This is a genomic window from Streptomyces sp. NPDC005706 (genome assembly GCF_040631045.1).
GTDB lineage: Bacteria > Actinomycetota > Actinomycetes > Streptomycetales > Streptomycetaceae > Streptomyces.
In genome coordinates this window covers 62,355-80,210 of sequence record NZ_JBEXYS010000028.1, presented here as the reverse complement: position 1 = coordinate 80,210, position 17,856 = coordinate 62,355, and the positions used below count along the sequence as shown (strand labels likewise).

The 17,856-nt window shown below is 72.9% G+C and carries 15 protein-coding genes; 7 read left to right on the top strand and 8 right to left on the bottom strand.

Annotated features, from left to right (window positions below; all coding sequences use genetic code 11):
* Positions 1 to 85: 85 nt before the first annotated feature.
* On the top strand, positions 86 to 1,027 hold the full coding sequence (locus ABZ478_RS31070) for a cation diffusion facilitator family transporter (RefSeq protein ID WP_359554445.1): 942 nt from the start codon (positions 86 to 88) through the stop codon (positions 1,025 to 1,027).
* 198 nt (positions 1,028 to 1,225) lie between these two features.
* Positions 1,226 to 1,819: an isopentenyl-diphosphate Delta-isomerase gene (gene idi / locus ABZ478_RS31065; protein ID WP_358932409.1), complete on the top strand. Its 594-nt coding sequence runs from the start codon at positions 1,226 to 1,228 to the stop codon at positions 1,817 to 1,819.
* 3 nt (positions 1,820 to 1,822) lie between these two features.
* On the opposite strand, the gene ABZ478_RS31060 is transcribed toward idi, so the two are convergent.
* Positions 1,823 to 2,320 carry an ATP-binding protein gene (locus ABZ478_RS31060; protein ID WP_359554487.1) on the bottom strand — a complete coding sequence of 166 codons (498 nt, stop codon included), beginning with the start codon at positions 2,318 to 2,320 and terminating at the stop codon, positions 1,823 to 1,825.
* Positions 2,321 to 2,608: 288 nt separating this feature from the next.
* On the opposite strand from ABZ478_RS31060, the gene ABZ478_RS31055 reads away from it, so the two are divergent.
* Complete coding sequence (locus ABZ478_RS31055; RefSeq protein WP_359554444.1) at positions 2,609 to 3,358, top strand: enoyl-CoA hydratase-related protein; 750 nt, start codon at positions 2,609 to 2,611, stop codon at positions 3,356 to 3,358.
* On the opposite strand, the gene ABZ478_RS31050 is transcribed toward ABZ478_RS31055, so the two are convergent.
* Both ABZ478_RS31050 and ABZ478_RS31045 read right to left on the bottom strand, forming a co-directional pair.
* Positions 3,345 to 3,980, bottom strand: coding sequence for a DJ-1/PfpI family protein (locus ABZ478_RS31050; RefSeq protein WP_359554441.1), 636 nt, complete (start codon positions 3,978 to 3,980; stop codon positions 3,345 to 3,347). The two genes, ABZ478_RS31055 and ABZ478_RS31050, sit on opposite strands and share 14 nt — an antisense overlap.
* Before the next feature lie 11 nt (positions 3,981 to 3,991).
* On the bottom strand, positions 3,992 to 4,951 hold the full coding sequence (locus ABZ478_RS31045; RefSeq protein WP_359554440.1) for a GlxA family transcriptional regulator: 960 nt from the start codon (positions 4,949 to 4,951) through the stop codon (positions 3,992 to 3,994).
* Positions 4,952 to 5,102: 151 nt separating this feature from the next.
* On the opposite strand from ABZ478_RS31045, the gene ABZ478_RS31040 reads away from it, so the two are divergent.
* Entirely contained in the window at positions 5,103 to 5,234 is a 132-nt protein-coding gene (locus tag ABZ478_RS31040) for an LPFR motif small protein (protein WP_351668260.1), read from the top strand.
* Between the two features lie 103 nt (positions 5,235 to 5,337).
* On the top strand, positions 5,338 to 7,743 hold the full coding sequence (locus ABZ478_RS31035) for a Tex family protein (RefSeq protein WP_359554438.1): 2,406 nt from the start codon (positions 5,338 to 5,340) through the stop codon (positions 7,741 to 7,743).
* A 54-nt stretch (positions 7,744 to 7,797) separates the two neighbouring features.
* Here ABZ478_RS31035 and ABZ478_RS31030 read toward each other — a convergent pair whose 3' ends face one another.
* Both ABZ478_RS31030 and ABZ478_RS31025 read right to left on the bottom strand, forming a co-directional pair.
* Positions 7,798 to 9,441: an ABC-F family ATP-binding cassette domain-containing protein gene (locus ABZ478_RS31030; protein ID WP_359554435.1), complete on the bottom strand. Its 1,644-nt coding sequence runs from the start codon at positions 9,439 to 9,441 to the stop codon at positions 7,798 to 7,800.
* A 75-nt stretch (positions 9,442 to 9,516) separates the two neighbouring features.
* Positions 9,517 to 10,542: an oxidoreductase gene (locus ABZ478_RS31025; protein WP_359554433.1), complete on the bottom strand. Its 1,026-nt coding sequence runs from the start codon at positions 10,540 to 10,542 to the stop codon at positions 9,517 to 9,519.
* 66 nt (positions 10,543 to 10,608) lie between these two features.
* Here ABZ478_RS31025 and ABZ478_RS31020 point away from each other — a divergent pair, with 66 nt between their 5' ends.
* The gene (locus tag ABZ478_RS31020) at positions 10,609 to 11,550 is read left to right on the top strand and encodes an FAD-dependent oxidoreductase (RefSeq protein ID WP_359554432.1); all 942 of its coding nucleotides are present in this window, start codon (positions 10,609 to 10,611) and stop codon (positions 11,548 to 11,550) included.
* Positions 11,551 to 11,554: 4 nt separating this feature from the next.
* On the opposite strand, the gene ABZ478_RS31015 is transcribed toward ABZ478_RS31020, so the two are convergent.
* On the bottom strand, positions 11,555 to 13,504 hold the full coding sequence (locus tag ABZ478_RS31015) for a Xaa-Pro dipeptidyl-peptidase (protein ID WP_359554430.1): 1,950 nt from the start codon (positions 13,502 to 13,504) through the stop codon (positions 11,555 to 11,557).
* Positions 13,505 to 13,676: 172 nt separating this feature from the next.
* Between ABZ478_RS31015 and ABZ478_RS31010 the strand changes: the two genes are divergently transcribed.
* Entirely contained in the window at positions 13,677 to 15,170 is a 1,494-nt protein-coding gene (locus ABZ478_RS31010) for a M1 family metallopeptidase (RefSeq protein ID WP_359554428.1), read from the top strand.
* Positions 15,171 to 15,182: 12 nt separating this feature from the next.
* Here ABZ478_RS31010 and ABZ478_RS31005 read toward each other — a convergent pair whose 3' ends face one another.
* Together ABZ478_RS31005 and ABZ478_RS31000 are read right to left on the bottom strand one after the other, a co-directional pair.
* A complete protein-coding gene (locus tag ABZ478_RS31005) occupies positions 15,183 to 16,100 on the bottom strand; it encodes a PfkB family carbohydrate kinase (protein ID WP_359554426.1) in 918 nt (305 codons plus the stop codon).
* A 134-nt stretch (positions 16,101 to 16,234) separates the two neighbouring features.
* Positions 16,235 to 17,701 carry an amino acid permease gene (locus tag ABZ478_RS31000; RefSeq protein ID WP_359554423.1) on the bottom strand — a complete coding sequence of 489 codons (1,467 nt, stop codon included), beginning with the start codon at positions 17,699 to 17,701 and terminating at the stop codon, positions 16,235 to 16,237.
* Between the last annotated feature and the right edge of the window lie 155 nt (positions 17,702 to 17,856).

Here is a 17,856-nt window from a genome sequence, read left to right as displayed (position 1 = left end):
AACGGTGTTCAGTGCCGCGTTGCCCGATACCCCCCGCCCGTAGTTGACTGTGGCCACGCGCGCAACACGGAAGGGTGGTCCTCTCATGGGGGCAGGGCACGACCACGGGCACGCGCACAGCCATGCGCCGCCCACGGGCACGGCCGCGGCCGCCTATCGCGGCCGGCTGCGGGTGGCACTGGGCATCACGCTCACGATCATGGTGGTGGAGATCGCCGGCGGTCTCCTCGCGGACTCGCTCGCCCTCATCGCGGACGCGGCCCACATGGCGACCGACGCGCTGGGCCTGGGCATGGCGCTGCTCGCCATCCACTTCGCCAACCGCCCGCCGAGCACCAACCGCACCTTCGGCCTCGCCCGCGCCGAGATCCTCGCCGCCCTGGCCAACTGCCTGCTGCTGCTCGGCGTCGGCGGCTATGTGCTCTTCGAGGCGGTCCAGCGCTTCCTCACACCCGCGGACACCGAGGGCGGTCTGATGATCGTGTTCGGTCTGTTCGGCCTGGTCGCGAACTCGGTCTCGCTCCTCCTGCTCATGCGCGGGCAGAAGGAGAGCCTGAACGTGCGCGGCGCCTTCCTGGAGGTGGCCGCGGACGCGCTGGGCTCGGTGGCGGTGCTGATCTCGGCGGCCGTGATCCTGACCACGGGCTGGCAGGCGGCCGACCCGATCGCCTCGCTGGTCATCGGGCTGATGATCGTCCCGCGGACGGTGAAGCTGCTGCGCGAGACGCTCGACGTCCTGCTGGAGGCCGCCCCGAAGGACGTCGACATGGCCGAGGTGCGCTCGCACATCCTTGCGCTGGACGGCGTGGAGGACGTGCACGACCTGCACGCCTGGACCATCACCTCGGGCATGCCGGTGCTGTCGGCGCATGTGGTGGTCAGCTCGGAGGTGCTGAACGCCATCGGCCACGAGAAGATGCTGCACGAGCTCCAGGGCTGCCTCGGCCACCACTTCGACGTGGAGCACTGCACCTTCCAGCTGGAGCCGGGCGGGCACGCGGAGCACGAGGCGCGGTTGTGCCTCTGACCCCGCGCTCCTCCACACCGTAGGTACGTCTGTTCGAGCCCGGCGGACGGTTCCCGGCGGGAGGCGCCGGGCACGATGAATCACCGGGGCCCCACTCGACCACCGCCCCGCGCAGGACATGCGGACGTGCGGGGAAGTGCCGGGAGTGCCGGATTCGTACGGCAGACTTGGGGCGCAAGACCGAGGCGAAGGATGGGTATGCCGATCACACCTGCCACCGAGACGCACAGCTCGTCGAACGGCACCGCAGAGGCGATTTTGCTGGAACTGGTCGACGAGAAGGGCGTGACGATCGGCACGGCGGAGAAGCTCACCGCCCACCAGCCGCCGGGGCAGCTGCACCGCGCGTTCTCGGTGTTCCTCTTCGACGAGCAGGGCCGGCTGCTGCTCCAGCAACGGGCGCTCGGCAAGTACCACTCCCCCGGTGTGTGGTCCAACACCTGCTGCGGCCACCCGTACCCCGGTGAGGCGCCGTTCGCCGCCGCGGCCCGGCGGACCCACGAGGAGCTGGGGGTCTCGCCGTCACTGCTGGCGGAGGCGGGCACGGTCCGCTACAACCACCCGGACCCGGCCTCGGGCCTGGTCGAGCAGGAGTTCAACCACTTGTTCGTGGGCATGGTGCAGGCACCGCTGGCGCCGGACCCCGAGGAGGTCGGCTCGACGGCCTTCGTGACGGCGTCCGAACTGGCCGAGCGGCACGCCCGGGACCCGTTCTCGGCGTGGTTCATGACCGTGCTGGACGCGGCCCGCCCGGCGATCCGGGAACTGACGGGCCAGTCCGCGGGCTGGTAGACGCTACGCCGGCGCCGCCGGCTTGAGCGGCAGGGCGGCCCAGATCACCTTGCCGCCGCTCGCCGTGTGCTCCACGTCGACCGTCCCGCCCGCCTCCCGGGCCACCTCCCGCACCAGCAGCAGCCCCCGGCCGCCGGTCTGGCCGTGGTCGGCCTCCAGGGCGGTGGGCCGGTAGGGGTGGTTGTCCTCCACCGACACCCGCACCCACTCGGCGCCGACGGCCACCTCCACGGCGAGCATCGGCGACAGCAGCGCCGCGTGCCGGACCGCGTTCGTGACCAGCTCGGAGACGATCAGCAGCAGGCCGTGCACCGTGTCGTCGCCGACCGGTACGCCCTGCCGCAGCAGCAGGTCCCGTACGGCGTGCCGGGCCTGCGGGACCGAGGCGTCCACGGCGGCCGCGGTGAACCGCCAGACCCCCTCGTACGGCAGTGGACCGGGCGGCCGCTCGGCGCCTTGCGGCGGGCGCGGGCCGCCGTCCCCACGCCCGTGGTCGTCCATCGTCCGGTCGCCACCCTCGCGCTCGATTGTCACCACACGTCGAGTGTTGGTAACGACGCGCTCCCGTCCTGCGGACTGAACAGAAGTCAGCTGCTTTCGAACGGTTCTGACCGCCTGCGTATGACACCGGCAGGCGCGGGACTGTTCCTGTTCCTCCCGTGCAAGATTCACGAACTATTCGGCTTGTACGGGTTTGGCGCGCGCCGCACGCCCGGGCGTGCGGGACGCCCGCCCTTCCAGGTGCCCACCCGATCGGCCGTCATGGCCGGGCGGATAGCATCCGGCCTCATGGAGCCCCAGCTGTCGCACCAGGTCACCGACTCCGTCGCCACCGTCGTGATCCGTCACCCGGCCAAGCGCAACGCCATGACGGCGGGCATGTGGCAGGCCCTGCCACCGCTGCTGGAGGAGCTGGCGGGCGATCCCGGCGTGCGGGCCCTGGTGCTGACCGGTGAGGGCGGGACCTTCTGCGCGGGCGCCGACATCTCCACGCTCCGGGGAGCGCCGCTCCAGGCGCAGGGGCTGGCCGTGGCGGCCGAGGAGGCCCTCGCCGCGTTCCCGGGGCCGACCCTCGCCGCGATCCGCGGTCACTGCGTGGGCGGCGGGGCCCAGCTGGCGGCCGCCTGCGATCTGCGGCTGGCGGAGGAGGGCGCCCTGTTCGGGGTGACCCCGGCCCGGCTCGGGATCGTCTACCCGTCGTCGTCCACTCGGCGGCTGGTGTCGCTGGTGGGACCGGCGACCGCCAAGTACCTGCTTTTCACCGCCGAGTTGATGGACACCGGGCGGGCGCTGCGCACCGGGTTCGTGGACGAGGTGCTGCCCGAGGGCGAACTGGACAAGCGGGTCGCCGAGCTGACGCGTGTCCTGGCGTCGCGTTCCCGGCTCACCCAGGCCGCCGCCAAGGAGTTCGCGAACGGCCGCACCGACCGGGACGCCCACTGGGCGGAGCAGGCGCGGGGCAGCGGCGACACCGCCGAGGGGGTCGCCGCCTTCCTGGAGCGCAGGCAGCCGCGCTTCACCTGGACTACCGCAGGATGAACCGGCTCCCGGCGCGCAGTCTCTCCACCAGGTGCGCGGGGGCCTTGTGCGGGGACCCGGCGTCGTAGGGCGGCCGCGGGTCGTACTCGGTGGCCAGCTGCACCGCCCGGGCGTGCTCGTCGCCCGCGATCCGGCCGAGCAGGGCGAGCCCCATGTCGATGCCGGCGGAGACCCCCGCCGCGGTGACGTACTTGCCGTCGAACACCATCCGTTCCTCCGCCGGCGCGGCGCCGTACCGCTCGAGCTGGTCCAGGGCCAGCCAGTGCGAGGTGGCGCGGCGGCCGTCCAGGAGCCCGGCGGCGGCCAGCAGCAGGGAGCCGGTGCACACCGAGGTGGTCCAGGTGCTGGTGGCGTCGGCGGCGCGCAGCCAGTCCAGCAGCGGCCCGTGCTCCATCAGCGCGCTCTGGCCGGGCCCGCCGGGCACGAGCACGACGTCGGGGGCGGGCACTTCGTCCAGGGACCGGTCGGCGACGACCGCGAGCGCTCCGGTGTCGGTGCGGACGGGTCCGGGGCGCTCGGCCACGAACACCGTCTCGGCGCCGGGGGCGCGGGAGAGCATCTCGTACGGCCCCACTGCGTCCAGGGCGGTGAACCGGTCGTAGACGACGACGGCGATCTGCATGGGAAGTCCTTTCAGTTGGCGGTGACGGGGCGGAACCGGCGCCGGTACTCGGCCGGGGCCGTGCCGAGCGCCCTGACGAACGCGCGCCGCATGGCCTCGGGGGTGCCGTAGCCGCTGGCACGGGAGATCTCCTCGACGCCGTCGCCGGAGTCCTCCAGGAGCCGGCGGGCGTGTTCGAGCCGGACGCGGTCGACGTAGCGGCCGGGGGTCGTGCCGGTCTCCTCGCGGAAGGCGCGTGCGAAGTGGCGCGGCGAGAGCCGGGCGCGGGCGGCGAGCGACTCCACGGTCAGGTCGCCCGCGGGGTGCTCGGTGATCCACCGCTGCACTTCCCGCAGCGGGTCGCGACGCGCGGTCTGGGCGGCGAGCTGGGCGCTGAACTGCGCCTGGTTGCCGGGCCGGCGCAGGAAGACCACCAGATGCCGGGCGACGCTCAGCGCGACCTCCCGGTCGAGGTCCTCCTCCACCAGGGCGAGGGCCAGGTCGATGCCCGAGGTCACGCCCGCGGAGGTGGCGACGTGCCCGTCCCGTACGTAGATCGGCTCGGGGTCGACGGTCACGGCCGGATGGTCGCGGGCGAGCTTGTCGCAGTAGGCCCAGTGGGTGGTGGCCCGGCGGCCGTCGAGCAGGCCGGCGGCGGCGAGCAGGATCGCGCCGGTGCAGACGGAGACCAGGCGACGTGCGCGCGGGCCGTGCGCGCGCAGCCAGTCGGTCAGCCGCGGATCGGGGCCGCGGGTGCCCTGCCCGCCCGGGACCAGCAGGGTGTCCGGGTCCGGCATCGCGGTGAGCGCCCCGTCGGGTACGAGGGCCAGCCCGCTGGAGGTGCGCACGGGGCCGCCGTCCAGCGAGGCGGTGCGGACGCGGTACGTCCCCGGGGTGTGCAGCTCGGCCCCGGTGAACACCTCCAGGGGGCCGGTGACGTCGAGGCTCTGCACGCCGTCGAACAGGACGGGGAGAACGGTGCGCTGCGGCATGCCCCGATTCTTCGCCGGTGCCCGCATGGCCGCAATGACGGGTTCCCCACCTTTTCTGCCATCCGGTACGGCCGGGACGGGCATGACCTGCGGCGGAGGAGGTACCCGGGTTGTTCCCGGGCAGGGCGTCCGGGAGGAAGGAGAAGTTCTCGTGTTCCGTGCCATCGCAGACGTGTTGCGGCAGATCGGCGGAGCCATCGCGACGGTGGTCACGCTGCCGTTCCGGGCCCTGGCCCGCCTGTTCGGCGGAGCCTCGTCCTCCGCTCGGGGCAGCGGGGCCTGACTTCCCCGGCCGGCGGCCCGCCGCGTGTCGCCCTGATCCCCGGTTGTCGGCGTCACCTGCCACAATTGCCGCGCAACCTCAGTGGAGAAGGCGGTACGGGATCGTGACGACACCCCTCGTAGGGTCCATCGAAAGCAGGATCGCCGGGGAACTCGGCGTACGGGAGCGGCAGGTGAAGGCCGCGGTCGAACTGCTCGACGGCGGTTCGACGGTGCCCTTCATCGCCCGCTACCGCAAGGAAGCGACCGAGATGCTCGACGACGCGCAGCTGCGCACGCTCGAGGAGCGGCTGCGCTACCTGCGGGAGCTGGAGGAGCGTCGGACGGCGATCCTGGAGTCGGTGCGCGAGCAGGGCAAGCTCACCGAGGAGCTCGAGGCGCGGATCCGCGGCGCCGAGACCAAGGCGCGGCTGGAGGACATCTACCTCCCCTACAAGCCCAAGCGGCGCACCAAGGCGCAGATCGCGCGCGAGGCGGGCCTGGAGCCGCTCGCCGAGGGGCTGCTGGGCGACCCGACGGTCGACCCGCAGGCGGCCGCCGCCGCGTTCGTCGACGCGGACAAGGGGGTCGCCGACGCGCAGGCCGCGCTGGAGGGCGCGCGGGCCATCCTGACCGAGCGGTTCTCGGAGGACGCCGACCTGATCGGCGAGCTGCGCGAGCGCATGTGGGTGCGCGGGCGGCTGGCCGCCAAGGTGCGCGAGGGCAAGGAGGAGGCGGGCGCCAAGTTCGCCGACTACTTCGACTTCGCCGAGCCGTTCACCGAGCTGCCCTCGCACCGTGTTCTCGCGATGCTGCGCGGTGAGAAGGAGGAGGTCCTGGACCTCGTCCTGGAACCCGAGGAGGCCACCGAGGGGCCGTCCTCGTACGAGGGCGTCATCGCGCACCGCTTCGGCATCGCCGACCGCGGCCGCCCCGCCGACAAGTGGCTGAAGGACACGGTCCGCTGGGCCTGGCGCACCCGCGTCCTGGTCCACCTGGGCATCGACCTGCGGCTGCGGCTGCGGACGGCCGCCGAGGACGAGGCGGTGAACGTCTTCGCCGCGAACCTGCGCGATCTGCTGCTGGCCGCGCCGGCCGGCACGCGCGCGACGCTGGGCCTGGACCCCGGCTTCCGTACGGGCGTGAAGGTCGCCGTGGTGGACGCGACCGGCAAGGTCGTCGCCACGGACGTGATCCACCCGCACGTCCCGGCCAACAGGTGGGACGAGGCGATCGCCAAGCTGGCGCGGCTCAGCAAGGAGCACGCGGTCGACCTGGTCGCCATCGGCAACGGCACCGCGTCCCGGGAGACCGACAAGCTCGCCGCCGAACTGATCGCGAAGCACCCGGAGCTGAAGCTCACCAAGGTGATGGTGTCCGAGGCGGGCGCGTCCGTGTACTCGGCCTCGAGTTACGCCTCGCAGGAGCTGCCCGACATGGACGTGTCGCTGCGCGGCGCGGTCTCCATCGCTCGCCGGCTGCAGGACCCGCTGGCGGAGCTGGTGAAGATCGACCCGAAGTCGATCGGGGTCGGCCAGTACCAGCACGACCTGTCCGAGGTGAAGCTGTCCCGTTCACTGGACGCGGTGGTCGAGGACTGTGTGAACGGCGTCGGCGTGGACGTCAACACGGCGTCCGTGCCGCTCCTCGCCCGGGTGTCGGGCGTCTCCGCCGGACTGGCCGAGAACATCGTCGCGCACCGCGACCAGAACGGCCCGTTCCGGTCCCGTGCGGAGCTGAAGAAGGTGCCGCGGCTCGGCCCCAAGGCGTACGAGCAGTGCGCGGGCTTCCTGCGCATCCGCGGCGGCGACGACCCGCTGGACTTCTCCAGCGTGCACCCGGAGTCGTACCCGGTGGTGCGGCGCATGGTGAAGACCTCCGGGCAGGACGTCGCGTCCCTCATCGGCAACACGGGTGCGCTGCGCTCGCTGCGGCCCGCCGACTTCGTGGACGACACCTTCGGCCTGCCGACCGTCACGGACATCCTGAAGGAGCTGGAGAAGCCCGGCCGCGACCCGCGTCCGGCGTTCAAGACGGCCACCTTCAAGGAAGGCGTGGAGAAGCTCTCGGACCTGTCCTCGGGGATGGTCCTGGAGGGTGTGGTGACGAACGTGGCCGCCTTCGGCGCGTTCGTGGACGTCGGCGTCCACCAGGACGGTCTCGTGCACGTCTCGGCGATGTCGAAGACGTTCGTCAAGGACCCGCGGGACGTGGTGAAGCCCGGCGACATCGTCAAGGTGAAGGTCCTGGACGTGGACATCCCGCGCAAGCGGATCGCGCTGACCCTGCGCCTGGACGACGAGGCCGCGCCCCAGGGCGAGGGCGGCGGCCGGCAGCAGCGCGGCGGCGGCGCCCGCCCGCCTCAGCAGCGGCAGGGCGGCCAAGGGCAGCGCCAGGGCGGCCAGGGGCAGCGCCAGGGCCGCGGTGGCGGTGACCGGGGCGGCCGTCAGGCCCCGGCGCCGGCCAACAGCGCGATGGCCGACGCGCTGCGCCGCGCGGGCCTGGTGGACCCCAAGAACGGCCGCCGCTGACGGTCCCGGGGCCGGGGTGCCCGACCCCGGCCCCGGCCCGGCCGCCGAGGGTGGTCAGGGCTGCTCGGTCACCTTGCCCGCCGCGACCTCCAGGCGGCGGGTGACGCGGATCGCGTCCAGCATGCGGCGGTCGTGGGTGACCAGCAGGAGCGTGCCCTCGTAGGCGTCGAGGGCCGACTCGAGCTGTTCGATGGCGGGCAGGTCGAGGTGGTTCGTCGGCTCGTCGAGCACGAGGAGGTTGACACCGCGGCCCTGGAGCAGTGCCAGGGAGGCGCGGGTGCGTTCGCCCGGGGACAGACTCGCCGCCGGGCGCAGCACATGGTCGGACTTCAGGCCGAACTTGGCGAGCAGGGTGCGGACCTCGACCGGCTCGGTGTCGGGCACGGCCGCGCAGAAGACGTCGAGCAGCGACTCGGAGCCGTGGAACAGCCGGCGGGCCTGGTCGACCTCGCCCACCAGGACGCCCGAGCCCAGGGCGGCGTGCCCGCGGTCCAGCGGGATCCGGCCCAGCAGCGCGCCGAGCAGGGTGGACTTGCCGGCGCCGTTGGCCCCGGTGACCGCCACCCGGTCCGCCCAGTCGATCTGGAGCGACACGGGGCCGAAGGTGAAGCCGCCGCGCCGGACCTCGGCGTCGCGCAGGGTCGCCACGACCGCTCCGGACCGCGGGGCGGCCGCGATCTCCATCCGCAGCTCCCACTCCTTGCGCGGCTCCTCGACGGCCTCCAGACGCTCGATCATGCGCTGGGTCTGCCGGGCCTTGGCGGCCTGCTTCTCGCTGGCCTCGCTGCGGAACTTGCGGCCGATCTTGTCGTTGTCGTTGCCGGCCTTGCGCCGGGCGTTCTTCACGCCCTTGTCCATCCACGAACGCTGCGTCTGCGCGCGGTCCTGGAGCGCGCCCCGCTTGTCGGCGTACTCCTCGTACTCCTCGCGGGCGTGCCGGCGGGCGACGTCCCGCTCCTCCAGGTAGGCCTCGTAGCCGCCGCCGTAGAGGTTGATGCGCCCCTGGGCCAGGTCCAGTTCGAGGACCTTGGTGACCGTGCGGGTGAGGAACTCGCGGTCGTGGCTGACGACCACCGTGCCCGCGCGCAGGCCGGTGACGAAGCGTTCCAGGCGCTCCAGGCCGTCGAGGTCCAGGTCGTTGGTGGGCTCGTCCAGGAGGAAGACGTCGTAGCGGGAGAGGAGGAGGGAGGCGAGACCGGCGCGGGCCGCCTGGCCGCCGGACAGCGAGGTCATCGGCTGGTCCAGGTCGACGGCGAGGCCCAGCGAGTCGGCCACCTCCGCCGCCCGTTCCTCCAGGTCGGCGCCGCCGAGGCCGAGCCAGCGCTCCAGGCTCGCCGCGTAGGCGTCGTCGGCGCCGGGTGCTCCGTCGACCAGCGCCTGGGTGGCCTCGTCCATCACCCGCTGTGCCTCGGCCACTCCGGTGCGGCGGGCCAGGAACTCACCGACGGTCTCCCCAGGCCTGCGCTCCGGCTCCTGCGGCAGATGGCCGACGGTCGCGGTCGGCGGGGAGAGCCGCAGTTCGCCCTGCTCGGGCGGGGTCAGCCCGGCGAGCAGGCGCAGCAGCGTGGACTTGCCGGCGCCGTTGGCACCGACGAGACCGATCACGTCGCCCGGCGCGACCACGAGGTCGAGCCCGGCGAACAGGGAGCGGTCGCCGTGCCCGGCGGTGAGGTTCTTGGCGACGAGGGTGGCAGTCATCAGAGCGCCGATCCTAATCTGCCGGGCACCCGGCGTTCAGCCTGGTTCCCCGCGGTGCGGGGCGTGGCCCGCCGCTCACTCGTCCACCGGCCGCACCAGTACGCTCCCCGTGGTCCGGGCCACCACGAAGGACTCCCCCCTGACCGCCTCCGGGTCCAGCGGGACGCGGTGCCGGCCGGGCTCCAGGACCCCGTCGAAGACGTCCCGGGCATGGGTGCGGCGCAGCCGGTCGAGGCGGTACGCGGTCACCCGGACCCGGCAGGCGGAGGTCACCTCGACGTCCGCCGTGCCGCCGGCGGCGGCCAGGGAGGTGAGCCGGCGCGGCAGCGGGCCGCGGTGCAGGGCCTGCTCGATCTGCGCGACGAGCAGCGGGACGATCGGGGCCAGGCCGTCCACCCGGGCGACCGCCACCCCGGCACGCGCGAACGCGTCCATCACGCGGGTTCGTTGCGCCTCGCTCACGGCACGGCCGAAGGCGACCGCGCCGTAGCCGCGCAGTTCCTCGGCGGGAACGCCGGTGGCGTCCTGGGTGATGTCGGCGCCGATGCCGATGGTGCGCAGCGCGGCGGCCAGCCGGGCGAGCACGGCGACGCGCGCGCCGATCAGCAGCACCCGGCGGCGGGCCGCGGCCGGGCCCCCGGGGTCCGTCACGAGGGCGGCTAGCGCGGCCCGGTACTCGGCGCCACGGAAGCGGAACGGCCCTATCCCGTGGTACCCGTTGAGTTCCAGATCGGCGTGTTCACCGGTCTGCCAGGCGAAGTCCCGCCAGACGTAGTCCTCGCCGTCCCGCTCGATGACCGCGGTCACCGCGCCACAGGCCAGGTCCGCGCACTCGGGGCAGCCGTAGATCACGAACCGGCCGCCGGGGAGCGGGGGTTCGGTCTCCCGGAGCAGGCCGCGCACCTGCTCGGTGAAGATGGCCGGGGGGACGTCGGAGGCGAGCGGGGAGACGGCGTCCAGGTCGGAGAGCCGGAACAGCAGGGGACGGCCGTCGACGACGAAGTCCACGAAATCGCGGTGGACCTCGTAGCCGCCGTCGGCGAGGACACCGCCGGCGCGTGTGGCCGGTGCCAGGCCGAAGGTCGCGTATGCGGCAGACATGCTGTGAGTATTCCCACACGGGGACGGGTGTGAGCGCTGCGTGGCACATTCGCTTAGCGTCTGGGTGTGAAACGCGAGTCGAGTGACGAAGTGATCGTGGTCGGCGGCGGGATCGCCGGGCTGACGACCGCCGTGGTGCTGGCGGAGTCCGGGCGGCGGGTGCGGGTGTGGGCGCGCGAGCCCGTGGAACGTACGACCTCGGCGGTGGCCGGCGGGCTGTGGTGGCCGTACCGGATCGAACCCGAACCGCTGGTCGGGGCCTGGGCGCTGGAATCCCTCGCCGTGTACGAGGAACAGGCGGCCCGCCCCGGGGAGACGGGCGTACGCCTGGTCGAGGGCGTACACGCGGGGACGCGGCTGGACGAGCTGGGCGCGTGGGCGGGCCGGGTACCGGGGCTGCGGGGGGTGCCCGAGGGGCTGGCGGCACGGCTGCCGGTGATCGACATGCCGGTCCATCTGGCGTGGCTGCGGGATCGGTTGGCGAAGGCGGGCGGCACGGTCGAGGAGCGGGAGGTGGCCGACCTCGCGGCCGTGCCCGCCGCTGCCTTGGTCAACTGCACGGGCCTGGGCTCCCGTTCACTGGTGCCGGACCCGGCGGTGCGCCCGGTGCGCGGGCAGCTCGTGGTGGTGGAGAACCCGGGGATCACCACCTGGTACACCTCCGTCGACCACTCCTCCGCCGCCTCGGCCTACTTCATCCCGCAGCCCGGTGTGCTGCTCCTCGGCGGTACGGCGGAGGACGGCGACTGGTCGCTGGAACCGGATCCCGCGACCGCCGGGGCGATCGTCGCGCGGTGCGCGGAGATCCGGCCGGAGATCGCCGGTGCGCGGGTCCTGGCGCACCGGGTGGGTCTGCGGCCCGCCCGGGACGCGGTACGCCTGGAACGGCGGTCGCTGCCGGACGGACGGCCGCTGGTGCACAACTACGGCCACGGCGGGGCCGGGATCACGGTGGCCTGGGGGTGCGCCCGCGAGGCGGCCGGGCTGGTGACGGGCCCGGCCGCCTGACGGGTCAGGGCGCGGGGATGTGCCCGGTCAGGTCGGGTGTGCCGACGCCGGTCAGCCGCCGGGGCGCGGGAGCGGCGGCCGTGCTGCCGGAGGTGGCCCCGGCGAACGCCGCCGTGCCTCCGGTCAAGGGGAGCCGGGCCGAGGTGCGGGACAGGTCGAGGGTGAGGGCCGGCCGGGTGGACGGCGGGTCGATGAGGTCCTTGTCCGTGCCGGCGATGATCAGTGCCAGCCGGTGGCCCCGGGGGACGACGTGGTCGGTGGCGGCCAGGTCCAGGGTCATGGTGACGGCCTTGCCCGGGGTGAGCGGGACGCCCTTGCCGAGCGAGGCGTGGTGGCCGAGATCGGCCCAGCCCCGGCTGAACACCGTGTAGTCGGTCTCCGCGGTCCTGGCCGCGGTCTTCTTGAAGCAGGCGCTGTCGCCGGGTGTGCTCTCGCCCCAGCAGGTGCGGTCGGTGAGCGTGGTGATGCCCTCGGCCGCGTCGGCGTAGTCGCGGACGGTGTCCGGGCCGAGGTCCACCAGGACGGCGGACAGGTGGGCCGAGGTGGTGGTCGGGGTGGCGGTGACGGTCACCCGGGAGGAGCCGGACAGGCGCAGGTCGCGGGTGAGCGGTGCGGTGAGGAAGCCGGCCTTCTCGGGGGTGGGGGTGGTCAGCCCGGCGGCCCAGTCGGTTTCGCCGAGCGCCGGGTCGTCGGTGAAGGTCTCGGTGCCGGTGGCCGGGCGCAGACCGAGGGTGCCGACGCCCGCCCGCGCGCCGGGGGCCGGGCGCAGGGTGGTGGTCCGGGTGCCGTGCGGCGGCCAGGCCTTGGAGGTGACCCACTGGTCGGGGTGGCGTTCGATGTCGGCCATCGGCTCGCGGTCGATGCCGTTGTCGTAGCCGAGGAGTTCGTGGTCGAACCAGCGGTGCAGGGTGTCGACCCAGGCGCCGCGCCGGTAGTCGAAGGGGTCGACGTGCCCGGTCTGGGAGAGCCAGATCTTGCGTTCGACACCGTGCTTCGCCAGCGCGTCCCACCACTGGCCGAAGTGCTTGGTGCGCACGTTGAGGTCCTGCATGCCGTGGGCGACGAACACGCTCGCGCGTACCCGGGCCGCGTCCTTCACGTAGTCGCGTTCGGTCCACAGCGGGGTCCAGTCGCCGCTCGGCGGGCTGCCGTCGGCGAGCTTCTTGCGGACGGCCGCGCAGCGGGCGTGCGCGGCGTCGCTCTCGACGTAGCCGGCCAGTTCGTCGGGGCCGCCGTCGTAGAGCGGGGCGCCCTGGGCGAAGTAGTAGTCGTACCAGGAGGAGATGGCGCTGATCGGGACGATCGTCCGCAGGCCCCGTACGCCGGTGGCGGCGACGCCGTTGGCGATGGTGCCGTCCCAGCTCTTGCCGATCATGCCGGTTCTGCCGTTGGTCCAGCCGGCCCTGACGGTCGTGGAGCCGGTGCGGGTCGTGTAGGCCCTGGCGCGGCCGTTCAGCCAGTCGATCACGGCCTTGGCGGACTGGATCTCGGAGCGGCCGCCGACGTCGACACAGCCGTCCGATCGGTTGGTGCCGGTCAGGTCGACGCCGACGAAGGCGTAGCCCCTGGGCACGAAGTAGTTGTCGTAGAACAGCGGCATCTGGACGACGCGGCCCTGGGCGTCGTACGTCTTGAGCTGGCTCTCGTTGCCGCGTCCGCAGCAGGAGTAGTACGGGCTGGCGTCCATGATGACCGGCACCTTGCGGCCCTGGCGGGCCGGTTCGGAGGGCCGGACGATGTCGGCGGCCACCCGGTCGGTCCGTCCGTCGCCGTCCGCGTCGAGGCCGGTGTCCACCCAGACGGCCTCGCGGACGGCGTGTGCGTAGGAGTAGACGGGCCGGCTCTCGCGTGGCGCGGCGTGGGCGCCGGACGGGGCGAGGAGGGCGGCCGTCAGGGCTGCGACGGCCGCGGCCGCGAGCGTTCTCCAGGTCGTGAAGCGCGTGCGTGTCGGCATGCGCGGACGGTACCCCCGTCAACTCCCGTGCAGAAGAGGGCTTTACGGCAACCGGGTGGCGTATTGCGGCCGAATGGCGATCGTGTGACGGCAGGGGCCATGGACAGGCCGGGGGCCACGGCGACTGAATAGGCTCCGAACAGACTTCCTGTCCCGAAGACTTGGAGCTGACGTGCACCGCAGAATCATCGCGCCGGGCGCACTGGCGGCGGCCTCCCTCCTGCTGGCGATCCCGGCATCGGCCGCGAACCACACCCCGGGCGCGCCGGGCATCGGCGACCCCTACTACCCGAACTACGGCAACGGCGGCTACGACGTCTCGCACTACGACCTGCGGCTGCGGTACCAGCCGGGGACGGACGAGTTGCGGGGCACCGCGACCGTCCTGGCGCGGACCACGCAGGACCTGTCCAGTTTCGACCTGGACTTCCTGCTGGACGTGAGCGAGGTGCGGGTCAACGGCAGCAGGGCGGCCTTCGCGAGGTCGGGCGAGCACGAACTCGTCGTCACGCCCGACAAGCCGCTGGCGAAGGGCACACCGGTCACCGTCGTGGTCCGCTACAGCGGGGTGCCGTCGGCGAAGAGCGCCTACGGGTTCACCACCTGGCACCGCACCCCGGACGGCGCGGTGGCCGCCGACGAGCCCGAGGCCGCCTGGTGGTGGTTCCCGAGCAACGACCACCCCAGCGACAAGGCCACCTACGACGTGTCGGTGGCCGTGCCCGACGGCACGCAGGCCATCTCCAACGGCACGCTGCAGTCGACCGCCTCGAAGCTCGGCTGGACCACCTACAACTGGCGGCAGAACAAGCCGCAGGCGACCTATCTGGCCACACTCGCCCTCGGGAGGTTCGACATCACCACCGGCACCTCCGACGGCGGGGTGCCGGTCCTCAACGCCTACAGCAAGGACCTGGGCGACAACGACGGGGCGGCGCGGGCGAGTGTGGAGCGCACCGGGGAGCTCGTGGACTGGCTGAGCGGCTACTTCGGGCCGTACCCGTTCGCCTCGGCCGGCGGCTACGTGCCCAACACCACCACCGGGTACGCGCTGGAGACGCAGACCCGGGTCTACTACAGCCCGAAGCAGTTCGCGTCCGGTTCCAACACCTCGGTGGTCGTGCACGAGCTGGCCCACCAGTGGTACGGCGACGACGTGTCGCTGAAGGGCTGGAAGGACATCTGGATCAACGAGGGCTTCGCGCGCTACGCCCAGTGGCTGTGGTCCGAGCACGAGGGCGAGGGCACCACGCGGGAACTCGCCGACTACGTCTACGCCTCCCACCCCGCCGACGACGCGTTCTGGACGGTCGCGCCCGGTGACCCGGGCCCGGACCACCAGTTCGACGCCGCCGTCTACGACCGGGGCGCGCTCGCCATCCAGGCGCTGCGCGAGGAGATCGGCGACGACGCCTTCTTCGCCGTGCTGAAGGGCTGGCCGAAGGAGCACGCGTACGGCAACGCGTCGGTGGCGGACTTCCGGAAGTACGCCGAGCGGGTGTCGGGCAAACCGCTGGCCACGCTGTTCGACACCTGGCTGTTCCAGCCGTCGAAGCCGGCCGCACCCGCGGCCCGCGCGGCGTCGCTCGCGGGGGCGGGCACGGATGTGGCGCGGCCCCGCTCGTGGAAGCGGATCGCGGCGACGAACGACGTGCACGGGCACTGACGCCCGCACGGCTCAGGCCGTGACGGCGGCCATCCGCTCGACGAGGGCGTCGCGGGCCATCGGCTCGGCGCGGGTGGCCGGGACCGTGCAGGCGTGGGCGCCGGCGACCGCCCCGTACCGGGCGCACCGCAGGGGCGGCTCGCCGGCGAGCCGGCCGTAGAGGAACGCGGCGGCGAAGGCGTCGCCCGCGCCGTTGGAGTCGACCACCGGCGCGGGCGGGGCCACCGCCGGTATCCGGGTCAGCTCGCCGTCGGCCAGCAGATACGCGCCCTCGGCCCCTGCGGTGGCGACGACGACCTCGGCCCGGCCGCGCTCGGCGATGCGCCGTACGGTGCGCTCGGGGTCGGACAGCGCGGCGGCGGAGAGGAAGACGACGTCCGCCGCGAGCGCGAACGGCTCGTGGTAGGGGTTCTCGCCGTCCCAGTCGTGCAGGTCGGTGGAGAGGGGCACGCCCGTCCCGGCCAGCACCGGCAGGGCCTCGGCGCAGGGCTGGGTGATGGTCACGTGGACGTGCCGGCTCGCCGTGGCGAGCGCGCGCAGGGTGTCCTCCGGGAAGCGGTCGCCGGGGTGGGCGCGGCTCGTGTCGTACAGGGACAGCCGCCGGCCGTCCGGTCCGACGAGGTTGACCGCCCGCTTGGTCCCGGCGGGGCCGGGAAGCGCGGTGAGCCCGATGCCCCGGTCCCGGTGCAGGGCGCGCACGAGGTCGCCCTCCGGGTCGTCGCCGATCAGGTCCAGGTGGTGGGTGCGCAGGCCCAGCGCGTCCAGCCCCAGGGCGACGAAGTCGCCCGTCTGCCCGGCACGGGTACGGATCCCGGAGTCGATCCCGTAACTGTCGGCGTACGGCAGCGGCAGCTCCGGGACGTAGACGATCGTGTCCACCCCGGCGCCGCCCAGCACGAGCACGTCGATCGCTTCGCTCTGCGAGGTCATCCCCCACCCTCCCCCTGGCCGTACACCGTCGGACCGCAGCTTATGCGGGGCATGTGCGCGGACACACCGGGTTCGATCACTTCCCCGGCGAGACCACTCAGGGTGGTCCGGTCGTCTCGCCGGGGGTCTCGCCGCTACTTCGTCAGCCGGGACAGTTCCTGGTCCGTGTTCTGGGACACGCGGCGGCGGACGCCGAACCAGCCGGCGACCAGGAGGACGGCGATCAGGGGGATGAGCAGGAGGGTCTTGCGGCCGACCTCGGGGTCGTTCCACATCATGCCGAGGCAGGCCAGCAGGAAGACGATCGTGGCGATCTCGGCGACCGGGCTGAACTTGAGCTGGAAGTGCGGCCGGGTCACCAGGCCCGCGCGGGCGCGGCGGACGAAGACCAGGTGGCAGACCATGATGATCACCCAGGTGCTGATGATGCCGAGGGAGGCGACGTTCAGCACGATCTCGAAGGCCTGGCTGGGCACCAGGTAGTTCAGGCCGACGCCGAGCACGCAGACCGCGCAGGTCAGCAGGATGCCGCCGTAGGGCACCTGGCTGCGGTTCATGCGGGCGGTGAACTTCGGCGCCGAGCCGGCCGTGGCCATCGAGCGCAGGATGCGGCCGGTGGAGTAAAGGCCGGAGTTGAGCGAGGACATGGCGGCGGTGAGCACGACCAGGTTCATCACGTCGCCGGCCGCCGGGACGCCGATCTTGGACAGCACCGTGACGAAGGGGCTCTGGTCGGCGGAGTACACCGAGCCGGGCAGCAGCAGGGCGAGCAGTACGACCGAACCGACGTAGAACAGACCCACGCGCCACATGATCGAGTTCACCGCGCGCGGGACGACCTTCTCCGGCTCGGCGGTCTCGCCGGCGGCGACGCCGACCAGCTCGAGGGCCGCGTACGCGAAGATCACGCCCTGCATGACCAGGACGACCGGCATCATGCCCTGCGGCATGATGCCGCCGTGGTCGGTGATGACGCTCAGGCCGGGCTTCTCGCCGCCGACCTCGTGCTGGGTGGCGAGCAGGAAGATGCCGACGAACATGAAGCCGACCAGCGTCGCGACCTTGATGATCGCGAACCAGAACTCCATCTCGCCGAAGATCTTCACGGAGATCAGGTTCACCGCCAGCACCACCGCGAGGGCGATCAGCGCCAGCACCCACTGCGGGATGGCCGTGAACAGGCTCCAGTAGTGCGTGTACAGCGCGATCGCGGTGATGTCGGCGATGCCGGTGGTCGACCAGTTCAGGAAGTACATCCAGCCGGCGACGTAGGCGCCCTTCTCGCCGAGGAACTCGCGCGCGTAGCTCACGAAGGACCCGGAGGACGGGCGGTAGAGGACCAGCTCGCCGAGGGCCCGTACGACGAAGAAGGCGAAGACGCCGCAGACCAGGTAGGCCAGGGCGAGTGCCGGGCCCGCGGTGTGCAGGCGGCCACCGGCGCCCAGGAAGAGGCCGGTGCCGATGGCACCGCCGATGGCGATCATGTTGACGTGGCGGGCCTTGAGGTCCTTGCTGTAGCCGGCGTCGCCCGCGTCAGCGGGGGTCCGGTCCACCTGGGGGCGGGCGGTGGCCTGTGCCGATTCCACGGCGTCCTTGCTCACGGGTGGTTCCACTTCCTGGTGCGCCCGGGCCTCGTGGGTCCGGGGTTCGTGCAGGTCCTGGCCCGCACCACCCTTGTGTGTCGCGGTACAGACCAAGGCAGCAGCTTCCCAGGGAGATCACCATCCATGCGATGGTTCATGTCACATCGGGGCAC